18 protein-coding genes are annotated in these 17,275 nt (G+C 73.6%); 10 read left to right on the forward strand and 8 right to left on the reverse strand.

The features are described from left to right. Positions 1-19: 19 nt before the first annotated feature. The 5 genes from ACLJQM_RS36395 to ACLJQM_RS36415 all read left to right on the forward strand — a co-directional run bounded on the left by ACLJQM_RS36395 (position 20) and on the right by ACLJQM_RS36415 (position 3,513). On the forward strand, positions 20-178 hold the full coding sequence (locus ACLJQM_RS36395) for a hypothetical protein (RefSeq protein WP_247011379.1): 159 nt from the start codon (positions 20-22) through the stop codon (positions 176-178). Further along, positions 165-1,736, forward strand: coding sequence for an AAA family ATPase (locus tag ACLJQM_RS36400; RefSeq protein WP_410634852.1), 1,572 nt, complete (start codon positions 165-167; stop codon positions 1,734-1,736). The genes ACLJQM_RS36395 and ACLJQM_RS36400 overlap by 14 nt, the downstream gene beginning before the upstream one ends. A gap of 49 nt (positions 1,737-1,785) precedes the next feature. Beyond that, the gene (locus ACLJQM_RS36405; RefSeq protein ID WP_247025023.1) at positions 1,786-2,226 is read left to right on the forward strand and encodes a peptidase inhibitor family I36 protein; all 441 of its coding nucleotides are present in this window, start codon (positions 1,786-1,788) and stop codon (positions 2,224-2,226) included. Continuing rightward, positions 2,223-3,095, forward strand: coding sequence for a hypothetical protein (locus tag ACLJQM_RS36410; protein WP_410634854.1), 873 nt, complete (start codon positions 2,223-2,225; stop codon positions 3,093-3,095). Before ACLJQM_RS36405 ends, ACLJQM_RS36410 begins: the two co-directional genes overlap by 4 nt. Before the next feature lie 160 nt (positions 3,096-3,255). Further along, complete coding sequence (locus ACLJQM_RS36415; RefSeq protein ID WP_247025021.1) at positions 3,256-3,513, forward strand: hypothetical protein; 258 nt, start codon at positions 3,256-3,258, stop codon at positions 3,511-3,513. Positions 3,514-3,541: 28 nt separating this feature from the next. Here the strand turns inward: ACLJQM_RS36415 and map are convergent, their stop codons facing one another. Further along, positions 3,542-4,333 (reverse strand): type I methionyl aminopeptidase, encoded by a 792-nt coding sequence (gene map, locus ACLJQM_RS36420; RefSeq protein WP_247025020.1) that lies wholly within the window; start codon positions 4,331-4,333, stop codon positions 3,542-3,544. Between the two features lie 122 nt (positions 4,334-4,455). Here map and murJ point away from each other — a divergent pair, with 122 nt between their 5' ends. Together murJ and ACLJQM_RS36430 are read left to right on the forward strand one after the other, a co-directional pair. Beyond that, a complete protein-coding gene (gene murJ, locus ACLJQM_RS36425) occupies positions 4,456-6,237 on the forward strand; it encodes a murein biosynthesis integral membrane protein MurJ (protein ID WP_410634856.1) in 1,782 nt (593 codons plus the stop codon). Between the two features lie 127 nt (positions 6,238-6,364). Beyond that, entirely contained in the window at positions 6,365-6,853 is a 489-nt protein-coding gene (locus ACLJQM_RS36430; RefSeq protein WP_247025018.1) for a hypothetical protein, read from the forward strand. Here ACLJQM_RS36430 and ACLJQM_RS36435 read toward each other — a convergent pair. Beyond that, the gene (locus ACLJQM_RS36435; protein ID WP_410634858.1) at positions 6,817-8,178 is read right to left on the reverse strand and encodes a purine-cytosine permease family protein; all 1,362 of its coding nucleotides are present in this window, start codon (positions 8,176-8,178) and stop codon (positions 6,817-6,819) included. The genes ACLJQM_RS36430 and ACLJQM_RS36435 overlap by 37 nt on opposite strands. 155 nt (positions 8,179-8,333) lie before the next feature. Further along, complete coding sequence (locus tag ACLJQM_RS36440; RefSeq protein WP_410634859.1) at positions 8,334-9,293, reverse strand: chitinase; 960 nt, start codon at positions 9,291-9,293, stop codon at positions 8,334-8,336. 229 nt (positions 9,294-9,522) lie between these two features. Here ACLJQM_RS36440 and ACLJQM_RS36445 point away from each other — a divergent pair, with 229 nt between their 5' ends. Beyond that, entirely contained in the window at positions 9,523-10,794 is a 1,272-nt protein-coding gene (locus tag ACLJQM_RS36445; RefSeq protein ID WP_360773126.1) for a sensor domain-containing diguanylate cyclase, read from the forward strand. A 42-nt stretch (positions 10,795-10,836) separates the two neighbouring features. Here ACLJQM_RS36445 and ACLJQM_RS36450 read toward each other — a convergent pair whose 3' ends face one another. Both ACLJQM_RS36450 and ACLJQM_RS36455 read right to left on the reverse strand, forming a co-directional pair. Next, positions 10,837-11,799, reverse strand: a complete 963-nt coding sequence (locus tag ACLJQM_RS36450; protein ID WP_360773123.1) for an isopenicillin N synthase family dioxygenase — start codon at positions 11,797-11,799, stop codon at positions 10,837-10,839. A gap of 25 nt (positions 11,800-11,824) precedes the next feature. Then, the gene (locus ACLJQM_RS36455) at positions 11,825-12,283 is read right to left on the reverse strand and encodes a nucleoside deaminase (RefSeq protein WP_360773120.1); all 459 of its coding nucleotides are present in this window, start codon (positions 12,281-12,283) and stop codon (positions 11,825-11,827) included. Between the two features lie 110 nt (positions 12,284-12,393). Between ACLJQM_RS36455 and ACLJQM_RS36460 the strand changes: the two genes are divergently transcribed. Continuing rightward, on the forward strand, positions 12,394-13,350 hold the full coding sequence (locus ACLJQM_RS36460; protein WP_410634862.1) for a helix-turn-helix transcriptional regulator: 957 nt from the start codon (positions 12,394-12,396) through the stop codon (positions 13,348-13,350). Here ACLJQM_RS36460 and ACLJQM_RS36465 read toward each other — a convergent pair. Together ACLJQM_RS36465 and ACLJQM_RS36470 are read right to left on the reverse strand one after the other, a co-directional pair. Further along, positions 13,347-14,435, reverse strand: coding sequence for a winged helix DNA-binding domain-containing protein (locus tag ACLJQM_RS36465; protein ID WP_410634863.1), 1,089 nt, complete (start codon positions 14,433-14,435; stop codon positions 13,347-13,349). The genes ACLJQM_RS36460 and ACLJQM_RS36465 overlap by 4 nt on opposite strands. After that, a complete protein-coding gene (locus tag ACLJQM_RS36470; protein ID WP_360773111.1) occupies positions 14,432-14,995 on the reverse strand; it encodes a DinB family protein in 564 nt (187 codons plus the stop codon). Before ACLJQM_RS36470 ends, ACLJQM_RS36465 begins: the two co-directional genes overlap by 4 nt. 53 nt (positions 14,996-15,048) lie before the next feature. Between ACLJQM_RS36470 and ACLJQM_RS36475 the strand changes: the two genes are divergently transcribed. Beyond that, positions 15,049-16,236 (forward strand): helix-turn-helix transcriptional regulator, encoded by a 1,188-nt coding sequence (locus ACLJQM_RS36475; protein WP_410634865.1) that lies wholly within the window; start codon positions 15,049-15,051, stop codon positions 16,234-16,236. Here the strand turns inward: ACLJQM_RS36475 and ACLJQM_RS36480 are convergent. Further along, positions 16,226-16,846: a TetR/AcrR family transcriptional regulator gene (locus ACLJQM_RS36480; protein ID WP_247025008.1), complete on the reverse strand. Its 621-nt coding sequence runs from the start codon at positions 16,844-16,846 to the stop codon at positions 16,226-16,228. The genes ACLJQM_RS36475 and ACLJQM_RS36480 overlap by 11 nt on opposite strands. Between the last annotated feature and the right edge of the window lie 429 nt (positions 16,847-17,275).

Raw genomic sequence — 17,275 nt, forward strand, 5'->3', positions numbered from 1 at the left:
ACGACGAAAAGGGTCCGCGATGTGTGTGCACCTACCGGTCTCGCTCGCCTGCAAGCTGGCCGCCGTCCTCCTGTTCGCGGGGCTGGTCAGCGGGTTCTGCCTCGCCTCGGCCTGGCAGGCGCCCACCGCCACCGCGAGCGGCTCGCCCGGGATGGCGGTGGGTCATGCCGCGCGCTGAGAAGCCCTTGGCGCCGGACGGCTCCGCGCTGACCGCGTTCGCGGCCGGCCTGCGGGCGCTGCGGGAGAACGCGGGGAACCCCTCGTACCGCGAACTGGCGCGCCGGGCGCACTTCTCCGCCACCACGCTGTCCGACGCCGCGGGCGGGCGCCGGCTGCCGAGCCTGGCGGTGACCCTGGCGTACGTCCGGGCCTGCGACGGTGACGCCGGCGAGTGGGAACGCCGCTGGCGCGCGACGGCGGCCGAGCTGACCACCCCGGCCCCGGCCGAGACCACCGCTCCCTACCGCGGGCTCGACGCCTACGACCGCGAGGACGCCGGCCTGTTCTTCGGCCGGGACCGGCTCGTCGACACCCTGGTCGCCGCCGTCGCGGCCCACCGCTGCGTGGTCGTGACCGGTCCGTCGGGCGCCGGGAAGACGTCGCTCCTGCGCGCCGGCCTGCTGCCGCGCTTGAGCGGAGCGGTCGTCTTCACGACCGCGGGGGAGCGGCTGCCCGAGGGGGACGCGCTGGTCGTCGTCGACCAGTGCGAAGAGCTCTTCGCGCCCGGCCGCGACGACGACCGGGCGCGGTTCGCCGCCGCGCTGCGCACGGGCGGGCCGCGGGTCGTGCTCGCCGTGCGCGCGGACTTCGCGGACCGCTGCGCGGAACTGGCCGGCCCGCGCGAGACGCCGGCCCGCGTCGAGGTCGGGCCGATGACCGCCGACGAGCTGCGGCAGGCGATCACCGCCCCGGCCGCGCGCGCCCGCTGCCTGGTCGAGACGCCGCTGCTGACCACGGCCGTCGCCCTCGCCCACGGGCGGCCCGGCGCGCTGCCGTGGCTGTCGCACGCGCTGCTCGAGACGTGGCGGCGGCGCAGCGGCACCCGGCTGACCCTCGCCGGTTTCCAGGCGGCGGGGGAGTTCGGCGGACCGGCGGCCGGCGCGGCGGAGGCCGTGTTCGACGCGCTCGGGCCACCCGGGCGGGCCGTCGCCCGCGACCTGTTCCGCCGGCTCGCCGACCCCGGGGAAGGCGCCAGGGCCGTCAGCGCCGACGAACTCGACGACACCCCGCTCGCCGCCGGCGTCGTCGAGCGGTTCGTCCGGGCGCGGGTGCTCGTGCGCGACGCCCACCGGCTCCGGCCGGCCCACGAGACGCTGCTGGGTGCCTGGCCGCGCCTGGCCGCGTGGCTGGAAGAGGACGGCGCGGGGCGGCGCACCCACCGCGAACTCACCCAGGCGGCCGCCACCTGGCGCCGCCACCACCGGGACCCGAGCCTGCTCCTGCGCGGCGCTCACCTCGCGGCCGTTCGTGCGTGGGCCCGGCACCCGCGGCACCTCACCGTCCACGAGCGGGCTTATCTCGACGCCAGCACCGCCGCCGAGACGCGCCCCCGGCGCCGGGGATGGCTGGCCGCGCTGCTCGCGGCCCTGTGCGTCCTCTCCGCCGCGGCCGGGCTCGGCGGCCAGCCGGTCTGCGGTCCGGTCGCCCTGCCGCGCGCCGATCGTTGTCCGGACCTTTGTCGTCCGGCGGCCGCGGCCCCGGCGCCGGACAACGCCGAGGCCCTAGACCTGGGGTAGCAAGCCCGGTCCGCGGGGGGCGGACCGGAACGGAACGAGGGAGGAAACCATGAGAGCAGCAGCAGTGGTGGCCGCGGTGGCCGTGGCGGCGACGGTGGGGGTCGGCGCCGCTGGGCCGGCCGAGGCCGCGTGCCAGGCGCAGTACGCGTGCATGTACTCGAACTCCGATCTGGGCGGCTACAAGTTCGAGAACTTCAACAGCCAGGCCAACTGGGGGAGCCTGCGGTACGCCGGCACCAGCATCCCGCTTTGGGCGGGCGACGGCACGTACAACAACGTCAGCTCGATGGAGAACAAGGACACCAACTCGCCGATCGCCGTCTACTACAACTCCCAGTACCGGGGGTCGTGCTTCACGATCCGGTCGAGCGGCACGGTGCGGAACTTCGCGAACGTCCGGCTCTCCGGGGACAACCACGACGGCTGGGTGGCCAACGACGTGATGAACTCCCACCACTTCAACATCGCGTGCGGCACGTACTACGGGTGAGGGCGGCGCGGATCGCCGCGGCGGTCGCCGTCGCGGCGCTCGGGTGCGGCGTCGCCTTGTCGGCGGGCGACGCCGCGGAGCCCGGGCCGCCGCCGATCGGGCCGGTGCGGCCGGTGGTGTCGGGCGCGGACGTCGTGCTGCCGTTCGACGCCTACCGGCACCCCGCCGCCGAGGTCAACGTGATCGAGCGGGCCACCGCCGCGCTGGCGGGGAAGTGCCTGGCGCGCTTCGGGTACGACTGGACGCCGCCGTCGATCGACGCGGTCGACACGTCCCGGCCGGCGGCGGGGGGCCGCTACGGGATCGTGGACGCCGCCGAGGTCGCCCGCCTCGGCTACCACGCGGCGCAGCCGCCGGACCGCGCGGCGCAGGCGCAGCCCCCGCTGGACGTGCTGGTGGTCTACACCGGCAAGGGCACGTCGGAGGTGCGCGGCCGGCCGGTCCCCGAGGGCGGCTGCGTCGGGGAGGCCCGCCGCCGGCTCGAGGAGGGCGTGCCGGCGGCCTTGCTGGGGGAGGCGTTCGCGGAGCTCGACCGCGAGCTCTACCTGACGGCGCAGGCCGATCCGCGGGTTCAGGCGGCGATGGCCGGCTGGCGTGCCTGCATGGCGGAAGCGGGGGAGCGGTACGCCGACGTGTGGGCGGCCAACGACGACGTCCGGTGGAGCGGCCCCGCGCCGGCCCCGGCGGAGATCGCGGTCGCGAAGGCGGACCTGGCGTGCCGGACGCGGACCGCGTTGCCCGGGACGTGGCTGGCGGTGGAAACCGCCTACCAGCAGCGGGCGATCGCGGACCGGCGCGGCGAGTTCGACGCGCTGGCGCAGGCGCTGCGGGCGCGGCTGGCCAACGCCCGGCGGGCGCTGGAGCGGTGAAGGAGGGGGCGGGGAACGGGACACCGGACCCCGCCCCCTTCGGCGTGCCCGACCCGGCGGAACCGCACTGGCACCCGAAACGTCATAGTGCCGTAAGTAACACAATCAGCCCAACGGGCGAATGACTATGCGTAGTGGTTCCGAGGAGAAAGGCAGTCCGGTGTCCGGTTCAGGAGTCGAGCTCACCCACCGCGCCATGGCGATGCTGAGGGCGGTGGCGGCGGGACGCGCGCAGATGTCGTGCAGCTGCGAGCCCGACCTCTTCATCGACGGATTCGCCTGCTGCGATCAGATGACCGCGCACGCACTCGCCCACGGCGGCTACCTGCGGCCCGCCGCCGAAGCCGCCACCGGGCGCGTTCCGGCCGAGCTCACCGAGGCCGGCCGGGCCGCGCTGGAGATCGTTGTCGCCGCCTGAGCGACGTCACCGAGCGTCGCCGGTTCGCTCATCCGTTCCCGTCGGCGAGTTCCGCTTCGCGCCGGGTGAGCACGAGGGGAGCGCCCTCGGTGACGGCGATCGTGTGCTCGGAGTGGGCCGTGCGGGAACCGTCGGCCGAGCGGATCGTCCAGCCGTCGGGATCGAAGACGATCCGGTCGGTCGTGGCCGCGAACCACGGCTCCAGCGCGAGGGTCAGCCCCGGCCGCAGCTTCATTCCGCGCCCGGCCGTGCCCTGGTTGGGAACGTGCAGGTCCTCGTGCATGGTGCGGCCGATGCCGTGCCCGCCGAACTCGGTGTTGACCGGGTAGCCGTACTCGCGGGCCACCGCCCCGATCGCCGCCGAGATGTCGCCCAGCCGGTTGCCGGGGCGCGCCGCGTCGATCGCCGCTTCCAGTGCCACCTCCGTCGCCCGGATGATCCGCAGGTCCGCCTCGGCGGGGGTGCCGACGATCACCGTGCGTGCCGAGTCGGCCGCCCAGCCGTCGATGCTGACCGCGAGATCGGCCGTGACCACGTCACCGTCGCGCAGCACGTAGTCGTGCGGCAGGCCGTGCAGGACGGCGTCGTTGACCGACAGGCAGATGACGTTGCGGAACGGGCCCTCGCCGAAGGACGGCGCGTAGTCCCAGTAGCACGACTCGGCCCCGCGCCGCTTGATCATGCCGCGCGCGTGGTGCTCGAGGTCCATGAGGTTGACGCCCACGTCGGCGAGCCGGCCGACCTCGGTCAGGATCTCGGCGACGAAGCGCCCGGCGACGTGCATGCGGTCGACTTCCGCAGGCGTCTTCAGTTCGATCACGAAAACCTCGCGTTACCAGAGTCGGTATAGTTATACCGGAACGGTAGCACGTTTCCGGTATAGAAATACCAGTCGGGTCCGGAATGGGGACGAAAACCCGCCCGACCTGGCAGGCTTGGGCCATGGCGGAACCCCCACCACCGGTCGACGACGACGCGACGGTCTTCCTCCCCAGCGAGCTGCGCGGCCCGCATTGGCCGACCCGCGACCTCGACGTCTCGCACCGGCCCTACGACGAGTTCGCCACCCAGATCGTCGCGCGCCCGCCCGCCTCCCCGGTCAGCGCCGGGCGCGGCGAGGGCGCCGGGTCGTCGCTGGCCCGCTCGAGCGGGCGGATGGCGGTCGCGTCCGCGGTCAGCCGGGTCACCGGGTTCGTCGCCAAGCTGCTGCTGGCCGCCGTGGTCGGGACCGGGGTCGTCAACGACTCCTTCACCGTCGCGAACACGCTGCCCAACATCGTCTTCGAACTGCTCTTCGGCGGCGTGCTCGCCAGCGTCGTCGTGCCGCTGCTCGTGCGCTCCCACGACGACCCGGACGGCGGCCGCGCGTACACGCAGCGGCTGATCACGATGGCGCTGGTGCTGCTCACCGTCGGCACGGCGGTCGCGGTGGCGATCGCCCCGGTGTTCACCGCGCTTTACGTCGACAAATCGTCCGCGACCGCCAACCCGGGGCTGACCACGGCGCTCGCGTACCTGCTGCTGCCGCAGATCCTCTTCTACGGCCTCTTCGCGCTGCTGTCGGCGATCCTCAACGCGCAGAACGTCTTCGGCCCGCCGGCGTGGGCGCCCGTGCTCAACAACGTCGTCGTCACCGGCACGCTCGTGGTGTTCGCCGTGGTGCCCGGCGAGCTGGTCCTCGACCCGGCCCGGATGAGCGACCCGAAGCTGCTCGTGCTCGGCCTGGGCACCACGCTCGGCATCGTCGCGCAGGCCGTCGTGCTGATCCCGGCGTTGCTGCGCACCGGGTTCCGGTTCCGCTGGCGCTGGGGCTTCGACCCGCGGATCAAGGAGTTCGGCGGGCTCGCCGCGTGGATCCTCGGCTACGTCGTGGTGAGCCACGTCGGGTTCGTCGTCACCACCCGGGTGCTGACCGGCGGCACCAGCGGCGGGGTCACCGCCTACAGCTACGCGTCGCTGCTCTTCCAGCTGCCGTACGGGATCCTCGGCGTTTCGCTGCTGACCGCGTTGATGCCGCGGATGAGCCGCGCGGCCGCGGACGGCGACACGGGTTCGCTCGTCGGCGACCTTTCGCTCGCGTCCCGGATGTCCACGGTGCTCTTCGTGCCCATCTCGGCGGTGCTGGCCGTGGTCGGCACCCCGATCGGCATCGCGATCTTCACCTGGGGCCGCGGCACGCTCGAAGACGCCGAGCGGCTCGGCCAGACCCTCGCCGTCTCGGCCGTCGGGCTGCTGCCGTTCGCGCTGGTCATGTTGCAGCTGCGGGTGTTCTACGCGATGAAGGACGCCCGGACGCCGACGCTGATCATGCTCGTGATGACCGCCGTGAAGATCCCGCTGCTGCTGCTCTGCCGGGGATTGCTCGACGGCGAGCACATCGTCTACGGCGTGATGCTCGTCAACGGCGCCGGGTTCGTGGTCGGCGCCGTGCTCGGCCAGGTCTGGCTGTGGGTCCGGCTCGGGCACCTGCGCAGCAAGCGGTCGCTGCGGGTCGGCCTGATCGTGCTGGGGGTCAGCGCGCTCGGCGTCGGGGCCGCGGTGCTGGCCGGCTACGCCGTGCCCGGCTCGCTCGGCCCGATCCCCGCCGCGTGGGTGAAACTGCCGGTCCAGACCTTGCTCGGGATGGCCGTGCCGTTCGGGTTGCTGGCGCTGCTGAAGCTCCCGGAGTTCAGCCCCGTGACCCGGCGCGTGGGCGCTCTCCTGCGGCGGTTCGCGCCTCGTTGACGACTACGGCCGGGAAGGCGATCCGGATGTCTCGGAACGATTACGAGACCGCTGCGATCAGCGCGTTTACAATTCCGGCGCGGCTTCCTACGATCCACCCGGTGCAGCTACGGGGCGGAGGTCGTGCATGACGCGCAGTGCGCGCAGGCGGCGGGATCGGGTCACGGTCGACGAACTGCTGCGGGCGGCGGGTGCGCGGCCGCGCAAACCCGGTTCGCGCTCGGCCGAAACGGCGGCGCGGCGCGGCACCGAGCCCGGGCCGCGCGGGTCGGGCGGCCGGTTCGCGCTGGCGGCGGCGGTCTTCGTCGTGCTGGGCGGGCTGGTGCTCGCGCTGGCGACGCGGCCGGAACCCGTGCCCGGGTCGACGCAGTTCCCGCAGCTGCAGCCGGCCACCGGCGCCCCGTCGTCGAGCGCGGTCGCCGCGCCGACGAGCACGACCACGCCGTCCCCGGTGGTGATGCACGCGCGCCGGACGCCGACCGCCACGCCGGCGCCGACCGTGACGGTGGAGCTGCCCCCGCCTTCGACGGCCACGGTCACCCTCCCGCCGCCGACGTACGACTGGGGCCGGTGCTCGCCCTACGGCTGCCGCCGCGACGGCACGCCGGTGCGCTGACGGCGCAGCAGCAGGTAGGTCCCGGCGGCGAGCACGAACCCGGCCGCGAACGTCAGATCACCGGTGCCGGGCACGGCTTCCGGGATCGGCGCGGTGTAGAGCGCCTGGTTCGCGAAGAGGCCGACGGAGACCACCAGGCCGACCAGGAACGCGGTGAACCCGGCGACGTTGCGGTGGTTCTCGTCGGCGAGCAGCGCGCCGAAGTCGGTGCCGCGGCGCAGGTGGTGGTCGGCCAGCAGAACGCCGAGCCACGGGCCGATCCAGTAGGCGATGACCAGCAGGAAGTTCTCGTAGGCGTGCCCGGCGTCGCCGAGCCCGAGCCAGGCGAGCACGAACCCGACCGCGCCGAAGGCGAGCGCGACGGCCGCGCGGCGCCAGGCCAGCGGCAGCCGGACGCCGAGGGCGAGGAAGGCGAGCGCTCCCGAGTAGACGTTCAGGACGTTCGCCGCGACCGCGCCGAGCGTGATGGCCAGCAGCGTCGCCGCGGCGAGGAACCCGGGCAGGTGCCCGGTGAACGCCGTCGCCGGGTTGGCGTCGGCCGGGCCGCCGATGGTCGTCGACGCGGCGCCGGCGAGCATCAGCACGGTGGTGGACAGGAACAGCCCGAGCCCGGCGTAGCGGCCGATCGCGCGTTTCGACGCGGTCTTCGGCAGGTAGCGCGTGTAGTCGGCGGCGTAGGGGTTCCAGCCCGCGGTGTAGCCGAACGCGGTGCCGACGGTGAGCAGGAACCCGCCGACGCTCCCGGTGTTCGCCGTGGCGCCCGACTTCGTGAACACGACCACGCTCGCCGCGGCGAACACGACGGCGAGGACGGCGAAGACGTACTTTTCGTAGGCCTGCACGAGGTTGTGCCCGAAGAAGGCGATGGCGATCTGCAGCGCGACGACGAGCACGAGGCAGGCGAGCACGGGCAGCCCGGTGAGACCGGCGAGGGCGAAGGCGCCGCTGACGCTGTTGACGGCGAACCAGCCGATGCCCGCCATCACCGACATCAGCGCGGCGGGCAGGAGGTTGCCGCGGTAGCCGAACGCGGCCCGCCCGAGCACCATCTGCGGCACGCCGTAGCGCGGCCCGCGCGCGGACAGGAGGCCGTGCGCGAGCGCGCCCAGCCCGTTCCCGACGACGGCGGCGAGCGCGGCCTGCCAGAACGTCAGCCCGAACGCCGTGACGGCGAGGACGCCGACGAAGACGGTGGCGAACTCGAGGTTGGGGGAGGCCCAGGTCCAGGCCAGTTGCCGCGGCGTCCCGTGCCGGTCGGCGTCGGCGACGGGCTCGACCCCGCCCGGCTCGACGGCCACCACCTTGTCGCCGTAGTTCTTCGTCATGGGAAGACGGTAGGCGCCCGACATTGCGCCGGTGTGACGGTTTCGCGGTTCCCGCTGACCGGTACCCGGCTGTGCCGTCCGAAGCCCCGCGAAGGCCCCCTCACCGGCCCCGATGCCGGTGAGAGGGCCTCCGACAGCCCCACTACGGGCCGGTGTCAGCCGGTGTAGCCGGCGACGATCTTGGTGAACGCGTACTTGTCCTGCGTGATGCCGCTGCATTCGCCGCCGCCGCTGCAGTCGCGGTTGGTGGCCCAGAACGTGAAGCGGGCCAGGTGGTGGCTCGTCGCGTAGCCGCGGATGGAGGTGAAGTTCGCGACCGTGACGGTCTCGCCCGCGTTGTCGGTCTTGCCGTTCATCGAGGAAAGGCCGCTGTGCCGGTAGGCGGTGTCGTCGTTCCAGCCGAACGTGGTCTTGAGCTGGTTCTTCAGCCCGTCGACCGCGGACTTCGTCAGGGCGGCCATGTCGCCGCCGCTGGAGAAGTCGAACGGCATGACCGACCAGACGTCGACGCCGGCGCCGATCGCCTTGGCCTGGTTGATCAGGCGCTTGCCCCACGAGTCGGGGCCGGTCGTGGTGGTGCCGATGGTGATGACGACCTTCAGGTCCGGGTTCTTCTGCTTGGTCAGCTTGACCGCGTTGAGGATGCGGTCCTGCACCGTGTTGTTCTGGAACTCGTCGGTGTTCTCGATGTCGAGGTCGATCGCCTTGAGGCCGTAGGCGTCGATCACCTTCTGGTACGCACCCGCGAGCGCCGAGGCCGACGTGCACTTCGAGCCCAGCTTGGTGCCGGACCAGCCGCCGAAGGAGGGGATCACGTCCCCGCCCGCGTTGCGGATGTTCTGGATCATCGTCTTGTCGGAGCCGGTCAGCGAACGGCTGCCGTCCCACTTCGGGTTGCAGGTGCCGTCCGACAGGACGAAGGCGAGGGTAAACGCTTTCACGCCGGTCGCGGACATCGCCGCGGTCGGGCTGGTCTGCCCGCCCCACTGGTACAGGTACGGGGAAGCGAGCACCGGGTCCACCGCGGCCATGGCCTGCGGGGCGAGACCGACCGCCGTCGCCATCGCGGCTCCGGCCGCGACCGCGAGGGTCACCAGACGGCGCAGGGATTTCATAGGGGTCCTCCAAACGAGCAGGTTGGAGCACCTCCGGTTTGAGGCGGCGGGATCATCCCGGGAGGAGCGTTGTGTGCCACCCCACAGTGGACTAGACCAATGTTGTGTGTCAACCCTCCTTCGGCCGGAAAATGACGCACGGTGCGCGCGCGGCTCCCGAGCGTCGGCGGGTGTGAGATTCCCCTGAAGGCGGATCGACAGGGCCGGGCATTCCGGCTACTTTGCCGAAATGGTGGGGGATTCGGTCGCCGCCGGCGGAGGACGCCGCCCGGGCCGGTTCCTGCCCGCCGTCGTGCTGGCGCGCTGGGCGCTGTGGCGGCTGCCGCGCCGCGGTCAGGTGCTCTACCTCGTCGCGGTCGACGTCCTCGCCGTCGCCGCCGTCGCGCTCGCCGCCGTCCGGTTCCCGCCCCTGCCCGCGATGCTGGGGCCGTTCGCGCTGCTCCTGGGCGGGCTGCTGGTGTCCGCCGAGCTCGCGCGGCCGGTGGAGCGCCACCGCGAGGACACCCTGCTCGGCCCCGGCGTCGACACCCCGTGGATCTTCGCCGGCGTGCTGGTGCTCCGGCCCGGCCTCGCGGTCGCCCTGGTCGTGCTGTCGGCCGTGCACCAGTGGTTCCGGGTCCGCAGAAGACCCGTGTACCGGCAGGTGTTCGGTGCCGCGTCGACGGCGCTGGCCGGGCTCGTCGCGGGCGCGTTCCTCACCGCGACCGGCGTCCGGCCGCTGGGGGCGGTCCTCGACTCCCGCACCGTCCTCCTGCTGACCGCCGCCGTCCTGGTGTTCCTCGCGGTGAACGCCGCGCTCGTGACCGCCGCCGACGGCCCCCGCCGCCCGCGCGAAGCCGCGCCGGGCCACGCTTTCGACGCCGCGATGACCGCGTTCGGCCTGCCGCTGGCCTGGGCCACCGCGGCGGCCCCGCTCCTGGTGCCGGTGCTGGCCGGCGCCACGGTGGTGCTGCACCGCGGCGGCCTCGGCCTCGGCCGCCGCGACCACGTCACCCTCGACCCCGGCACCGGCGTGCTGACCGCGGCGTCGTGGCGCGGCGCCGCCGAAGCCCGGCTGGACCGCCTCGCCGGAGCCGGCCCCGGCCCGGCGGTGCTGCTGCTCGACCTCGACCACTTCCGCCGCCTCAACGACCGCTACGGCGCCCGCATCGGCGACGCGGTCCTGCGCGCGGTGGCCGACACCCTGCGCGACGAGGTCCGTTCGGCCGACCTGGTGGGCCGCTCCGGCGGCGAGGAGTTCGCGGTCCTGCTGGCCGGCGCCGGCCGCTTCGACGCGATGGCCATCGCCGAACGCATCCGCCTGCGCATCGCCTCGACCCTGGTGGCGCTGAAGTCCTCGGCCGACGGCCCCCAGTTCGTCGGTGTGACCACGTCGATCGGGGTCGCGGCGTGTGCGGCGGACGGTCGCTTGTCGGGTGCGCTGCTGGCGGCGGAGGCGGCGTTGCTGCGGGCGAAGGCGGCGGGGCGGAACCGGACGATCTGCGCCGACCCCGGCTCGTGAGTGGTAAGGGCGGTTCCCACCGCCCTGAACACCCACGACGACTCAGCCGACGGTGATCGCGGTCAGCTTCTCCCGCAGGTACTCCGCCGCGATCACCTCGGGGTACGTCCGCTTGCCCAGCGGCGGCGCGAGCGACGTGATCCGGGCGTCGTGGTCGGTCTCGTAGAAGAAGATCAGCGACACCAGGTCCTCGTCCGGGGCGGTGGCCGCCGGGGGGAGGACGCGGTGGCGCGTCGATCGCCAGCGGTCGCCGGTCCAGCGGGCCATCAGGTCGCCGATGTTGACCGTGAACGCGTCCGGGTGGAACGGCGCGTCTTCCCACTCGCCGTCGGCCGTGCAGACCTGCAGGCCGCCCACGCCGGCCTGGCGGTCGAGCACCGTCACCGTGCCGAAGTCGGTGTGCGGGCCGATCCGGAACTGGTCCGCCTCCGGCGCGCCGACGTGCGTCATCGGCGGGTACCAGTTGATGTTGAACGTGTACGTCGGGTGCGCCGTGTGCCGCGTGAAGTGGCTCTGGGCCAGGCCGAGCGCCGCGGCGAAGATCTCCAGCAGGTGGTCCGACAGCGCGCGCATCCGGCGCATGTACTCCGTCGCCGTCTCGGCGAAGCCGGCCACCTCGCCGGGCCAGACGTTGGGCTGGAACCAGAACCCGTCGATCTCGGCGACGCCCACGCCGTCGTCCGCGCCGGCGGAGTAGGACTCCTTGAGGTCCGGCGGGGTCTCGGTGCCCTCGGCGTAGCCGTTGGCCTCGACGCCGGGCGGCAGCCAGCCGCGCCCGCCGACCGTGACCGCGTAGCGCTGCTTGACGTCCTCGGGCAGCGCGAAGAACTCCCGCGCCAGCTCGCGCGTCCGGTGGCGCAGCTCGTCCGGCACGCCGTGCCCGGTGACCAGCAGGAAACCGGACTCCCGCAGCGCGTGGTCGATCTCGCCGGCCACGTCGGCGCGGCCTTCGGACGTCCCCCCGAACCACGGCGAAAGGTCCACGAGCGGAACGGATGACGGCATACCGGCTCCTCGCAACAGCACTGTCCTATTCGGACTTCTCGACCCCGATGTCCTCGAACCACAGGTCCGGGCGCGCGGCGATGAACTCGGTCATCAGCGCGGTGCAGGCGGGATCGTCGAGCACGGTGATTGCCACGCCGAGCCCGGCGAGCCAGTCGTGCCCGCCGTGGAACGTCGTGGCCTCGCCGATGACGACGCGCCCGATCCCGAACTGACGGACGAGACCGGAGCAGTACCAGCACGGCGACAGCGTCGTGACCATGATCGTGTCGCGGTAGTGCGGGCGCCGGCCGGCGTTGCGGAACGCCGCTGTCTCGGCGTGCGTCGACGGGTCGGCGTCCTGCACGCGCCGGTTGTGCCCGCGGCCCAGCAGGGTGCCCGCGGTGTCGAACAGCGCGGCCCCGATCGGCACGCCGCCTTCGGCCTTGCCCAGCTCGGCTTCCTCGCGGGCGACAGCGAGCAGGGCGTGCGGGTCGATCGGCATGCGTCACTCTTTCCGGCCGGGGCGGTGCCTGGCAAGTGTTGACCGCACGGCTGCACCATCCGGCGGATCGAGGACCGGAACTGTCCTCGATGTCTGGCACACTGCGTGCCATGTACGGCACTTCGGAACGCCTGCTCCGGTTGCTCTCGCTGCTCCAGGCGCGGCGCGACTGGCCGGGCGCGGACCTCGCGTCGCGGCTCGACGTCGACGTCCGCACGATCCGCCGCGACGTCGAGCGGCTGCGTTCCCTCGGCTACCCGGTGCACGCGACGCCCGGGGTGGCCGGCGGCTACCGGCTCGGCGCGGGCGCCGCGCTGCCGCCGCTGCTGCTGGACGACGACGAAGCCGTCGCGGTCGCGGTCGGCCTGCGCACGGCGGCGAGCGGCACGGTCAGCGGCATCGAGGAGACGTCGGTGCGCGCGCTGGCGAAGCTGGAGCAGGTGCTGCCCGCCCGGCTGCGGCCGCGCGTGGGCGCTCTGCAGGCGGCGACGGTCTCGCTGCCCGGCGCCGGGCCGATGGTGGACGCGTCGGTGCTGACCGCGATCGCGGCCGCCTGCCGCGACCACGAGCGCCTGCGCTTCGGCTACGGCGACCGGTCCGGCGCGGAGACGGAACGCTCGGTCGAGCCGCTGCGCCTGGTCCACACCGGCCGGCGCTGGTACCTGGTCGCCTTCGACCTCGACCGCGCCGGCTGGCGCACCTTCCGGGTCGACCGGATCACCGGGGTGCCGGCGGCGAGCTTCCGCTTCACCCCGCGCGAACCCCCGGCCGAAGACCTCGCGGCGTACGTCTCGCAGCAGATCTCGATGGCGCCGTACCCGCACCAGCTCGTGCTGCGCGTGGCCGCCCCGGCCGACGTGCTCGCGCGCCGCATCCCGCCGACGTCCGGTGCCGTGGAGGCGATCGACGAGCACAGCTGCCGGGTGCGGACCGGGGCGAACACCCTCGACACGGTCCCGTACCACCTGGCGCAGTGGGGGTACGACTTCGTGGTGGAGGAGGCGCCGCCGGGGCTGGTGGAGCTGCTGCGCGAGGTGGCGGAGCGGTTCGCCCGCGCGGTCGGTTAGCCCGCTTCGACCCGGACGCGATCGCTTTCGCCGTCGGAGAGGAACGACGCCAGCTCACCGCCTTCCACCGTGACGGCGGCCCGGTCGGCTTTCGGCAGGCGCCCCAGTGGCTTCACGACCACCGTGCCGTCCGCCACCTGCCACGTCGCCGCCACGCGGCCGTCGACCAGCACCACCCGCTCGCCGGCCACCGAAAGCCCGCGGTGGGCGTCGTCGATGATCCGGCTCCGGTCGTCGTAGCCGAGGATCGCGTTGTCGAACGCGGGCAGGAACCGCACCGGCGCCGGGGTGCCCGGGTCCGGGCGCGGGGCGTCGGGCAGGTCCAGCAGCTCGCGCCCGCGTTCGTCGCGGAACACGACCAGCTCCTCGCGCACGGCCTTCACCGCCGCGGGCAGCCCGGCCAGGCCGCTCCACGCGCGCAGGTCGGCGGTCGCCGCGGGACCGTACGCCGCGAGGTAGCGCCGCACGAGCGCCTGCCCGGCCTCGTCGTCCGGGGCGAGCGGGTCGACGTCGCGGCCCAGCCAGGCCGTCAGCGGCAGGTTCCGCACGCCGGCCTTGACGCGCCACAGCCCGCGCGGTGGCAGCTGGGCCACCGGGATGAGCGCGGCGACCAGCATTTCCCCGAGCGGCCGCGGCCCGGCGCCGGGCCAGCGTCCGGCGACCGCGCGGGCGAGGTCGCCCATCGAGCGCGGCTCGCCGTCGGCCAGCACGGCGCGGCCCGCCGCCGCGAGCTCGCCGAGGTCGACCCCGGCGAGCTCGCGGCGGTAGGTGCCCAGGACGCGCTGGCGCAGCATCGCGTCGAACCGCGTCCGCCACGCCAGCACGTCCTCGGCGGCGAGCAGGTGGACGGTGCGGCGCATCAGGTGCGTCCGCACCACGCGCCGCCCGGTCAGCAGCTCCGAAAGCGCCGCCGGGTCGAAGGCGCGCAGCCGCGACCACAACCCGGTGAACGGCTCCTGCGGCTCCTGCGCCTGCAGCCCACCGAGGTGGGCGACGGCGTCGTGCACCGGCAGTCCGGCGCGCTCGAGCAGCAGCTGACGGGCGAGCGTGGCGCGGTTGAGCGCCCGCGTGTCCAGGACGGTCACGTCGACTTCTGACCGTCCAGCGCCTCGCGGATGATGTCCGCGTGCCCGGCGTGCTGCGCGGTCTCGGTGATGACGTGCAGCAGCGCCCGCCGCGCGCTCCACGTCGTGCCCGGCTGGTTCCACGGCGCGTCGGGCAGTGGGTGCGTGACCGACAGGTCGGGCAGGCTGGTGATGATGTCCTCGCTGCGCTTGGCGACGTCTTCGTAGCGGGCCAGGATCCCGGCGAGGGTGTCGCCGGGCTGCATGGCGAACTCGTTCTGGTGGTCGATCGCCCACTGCGGGAACTCGCGAGCGGTGCCGGCCGCCATGTCGGCCCAGGTCACGCCCTCGGGGAGGTCGTAGCGCATCGCGGAGGGGCCTTCCAGGGCGAAGCGCAGCCAGTTTTCTTCCATGGAGGCGACGTGCTTGAGCAGGCCGCCCAGGCACAGCGCGCTGACGGTCGGCCGCGCGCCGGCCTGCTCGTCGGTGAGGTCGCGCGCCGGGGTGGTGAGGGCGGCGCGGGCGGCCGCCAGTTCGGCGATGAGGTCGTTGCGTTCGGTGTCGTTCTGCACGAGGACCACTCTGACAAGGGTAGCGGACAGGGTGTGTCCGCTATTCCTGGGAAGATCGGCGCATGCCGAAAACTTCCGGACGGCTGCTGGCTCTGCTGTCGCTCCTCCAGGCCCGCCGCGACTGGCCTGGTGCGCTGCTGGCTTCGCGGTTGGAGGTCAGCGAGCGCACGGTACGCCGCGACGTCGACCGCCTGCGAGAGCTCGGCTACCCGATCGCGGCGGTGAAGGGCCCGGACGGCGGGTACCGCCTCGACGCGGGTTCGCAGCTGCCGCCGTTGTTGTTCGACGACGACCAGGCGGTGGCCCTGGCAGTCGCCCTCCGGACGGCGAGTGGCGCGGGAATCGAGGAGGCGGCGGCGCGGGCGTTGAACACGGTCCGGCAGGTGATGCCGGCGCGGCTGCGCCATCGGGTGGACGCGCTGCGGGTGACGGCTGCGGACCGGGCCGGGCCGCGGGTGGACCCGTCGGTGCTGGCCGCGTTGAGTGCCGCGGTACATGCGCGGGAGGTGCTGCGGTTCGACTACGTGAGCGGTGGGCCGGTGCGGGGGACTGGTGAGGTGCCGCGCGCCGACTCTGCGGCCGGTGGGGCGCCCCGAGCCGGTGAAGTGCCTCGCTCGAACTCCGTGCCCGACGGAGCTCCCCGCGCCGGTGAGGTGCCCCGCTCGAACTCCGTGCCCGCTGGGCCGCCGCACCGCGAAGTGCCCCACGTCGACTCCGTGGCCGCCGACTCGCCGTCCCGGGGCGAGCCGCGCGTCGAACGTGGGCCCGCCGGGCCGCCGCGCCGGGTCGAGCCGCATCACGTCGTCACCTGGGGCGGCCGGTGGTACCTGGTGGCGTGGGACCTCGACCGCGCGGACTGGCGCACCTTCCGCGCCGACCGGATCACCCCGCGCGTGCCGGCCGGCCCGCGGTTCTCCCCGCGCGAGCTGCCCGGCGGCGACGTGGCGGCCTTCGTCGCGAGCCGCTTCACCGGCAAGGACCTGTCGGGCGACTGGCCGTGCCGCGGCGAAGTGCTCCTCGACCTGCCGGCGCACGTGGTGTCCGAGTACGCCCGCGACGGCGTCGTCGAGGAACTGGGCCCGGACCGCTGCCGCCTGGTGCTGGGTGCCTGGTCGTGGATCGGCCTGGCCGCGACGATCGGCCGCTTCGACGCGGACATCGAGGTCGTCGGGCCACCCGAACTCCGTGAAGCGTTCGCGCGCCTGGCGCGTCGTTACACGGCCGCTGCTGACCGACCGCTCAGTCTGTGACCGGTGTCACGCCGAGCATCCGCAGTACGAGCCCGCCGTACTCCTTGCCGAGCGCGGTGGGCGTCTGCCGGGCGCGCTCGCTGTACCAGCGGGCGACGTCGACGCCGAGCGAGAGCACTGCTCTCGCCGAGATGTGCGGGTCCGAAACGGTGAAAACGCCCTCTTCGACGCCGTCCGCGATCACCTTGCGCACGATCCGCTCGATCCGCCGCCGCAGTTCGGCGACGACTTCGAACTCCTGCTCGGGCAGTGCCTGCAGTTCGTACTGCACGACCCGCGCGACGGTGTGCCGCCGCGCGTGCCAGGCCACGAAGTCCTCCACAATCAGCCGGATCCGCTCGACGGGATCGGACACCTTCGCGACGACGTTCTCGACCAGCGCGAGGGTCTGCTCGTGCCCGTACCGGCTGATCGCGAAGAGCAGCGCGGCCTTCGAGGGAAAGTGCACGTAGAGCGCGGCGGGCGACATCCCGGCAGCCCCGGCGATGTCCCGCGTGGTGGTGGCGTGGTACCCCCGCTTGGCAAAGGCCTCCACCCCGGCGAGCATGAGCCGCCGAGCGGTCTCCGGCTGCACGTCCGGCCACAGTTCGGCCGAGAGCGACATCGTCATCCGGTGATCCTTCCAGAGAGCCCCACCGCAAGTGGCGGCCCCGACGGCCGGCCGGGACTTGCCCATTGTAAGCAAGCGCTAACCTTCGGATCTGAGGGATGTAATCCGCAGAACGGGATGACCAGCCAGCGGGCCACGGCCCCGGTCGGTCGTGGCCCAGGTCCGCGGACAGTTCAGCCACGAGCTCACCGTGGGCCGCTGCGCTGCCGAGTCGCGTCGCAGGTGAACCCGGGCTGCGCACCCGGTTGCCGGCGACGCCCGTCTTCGACCACCCGAACCCGCGGGCGCTCACCAGCGCGTGACCGCGCGACTCGCTGTTCAGCCCGGATGCCGCCCTGCTCGGCGACGGCCGGGTCGCCGACCTGCTCCGGGCACGCCCTGCGCTCACCGTGCCCGGGATCGACTGGCCGCCGGTGGTCGGCTCCGCCG

This window comes from Amycolatopsis sp. cmx-4-83, assembly GCF_046548815.1.
GTDB lineage: Bacteria > Actinomycetota > Actinomycetes > Mycobacteriales > Pseudonocardiaceae > Amycolatopsis > Amycolatopsis pretoriensis_A.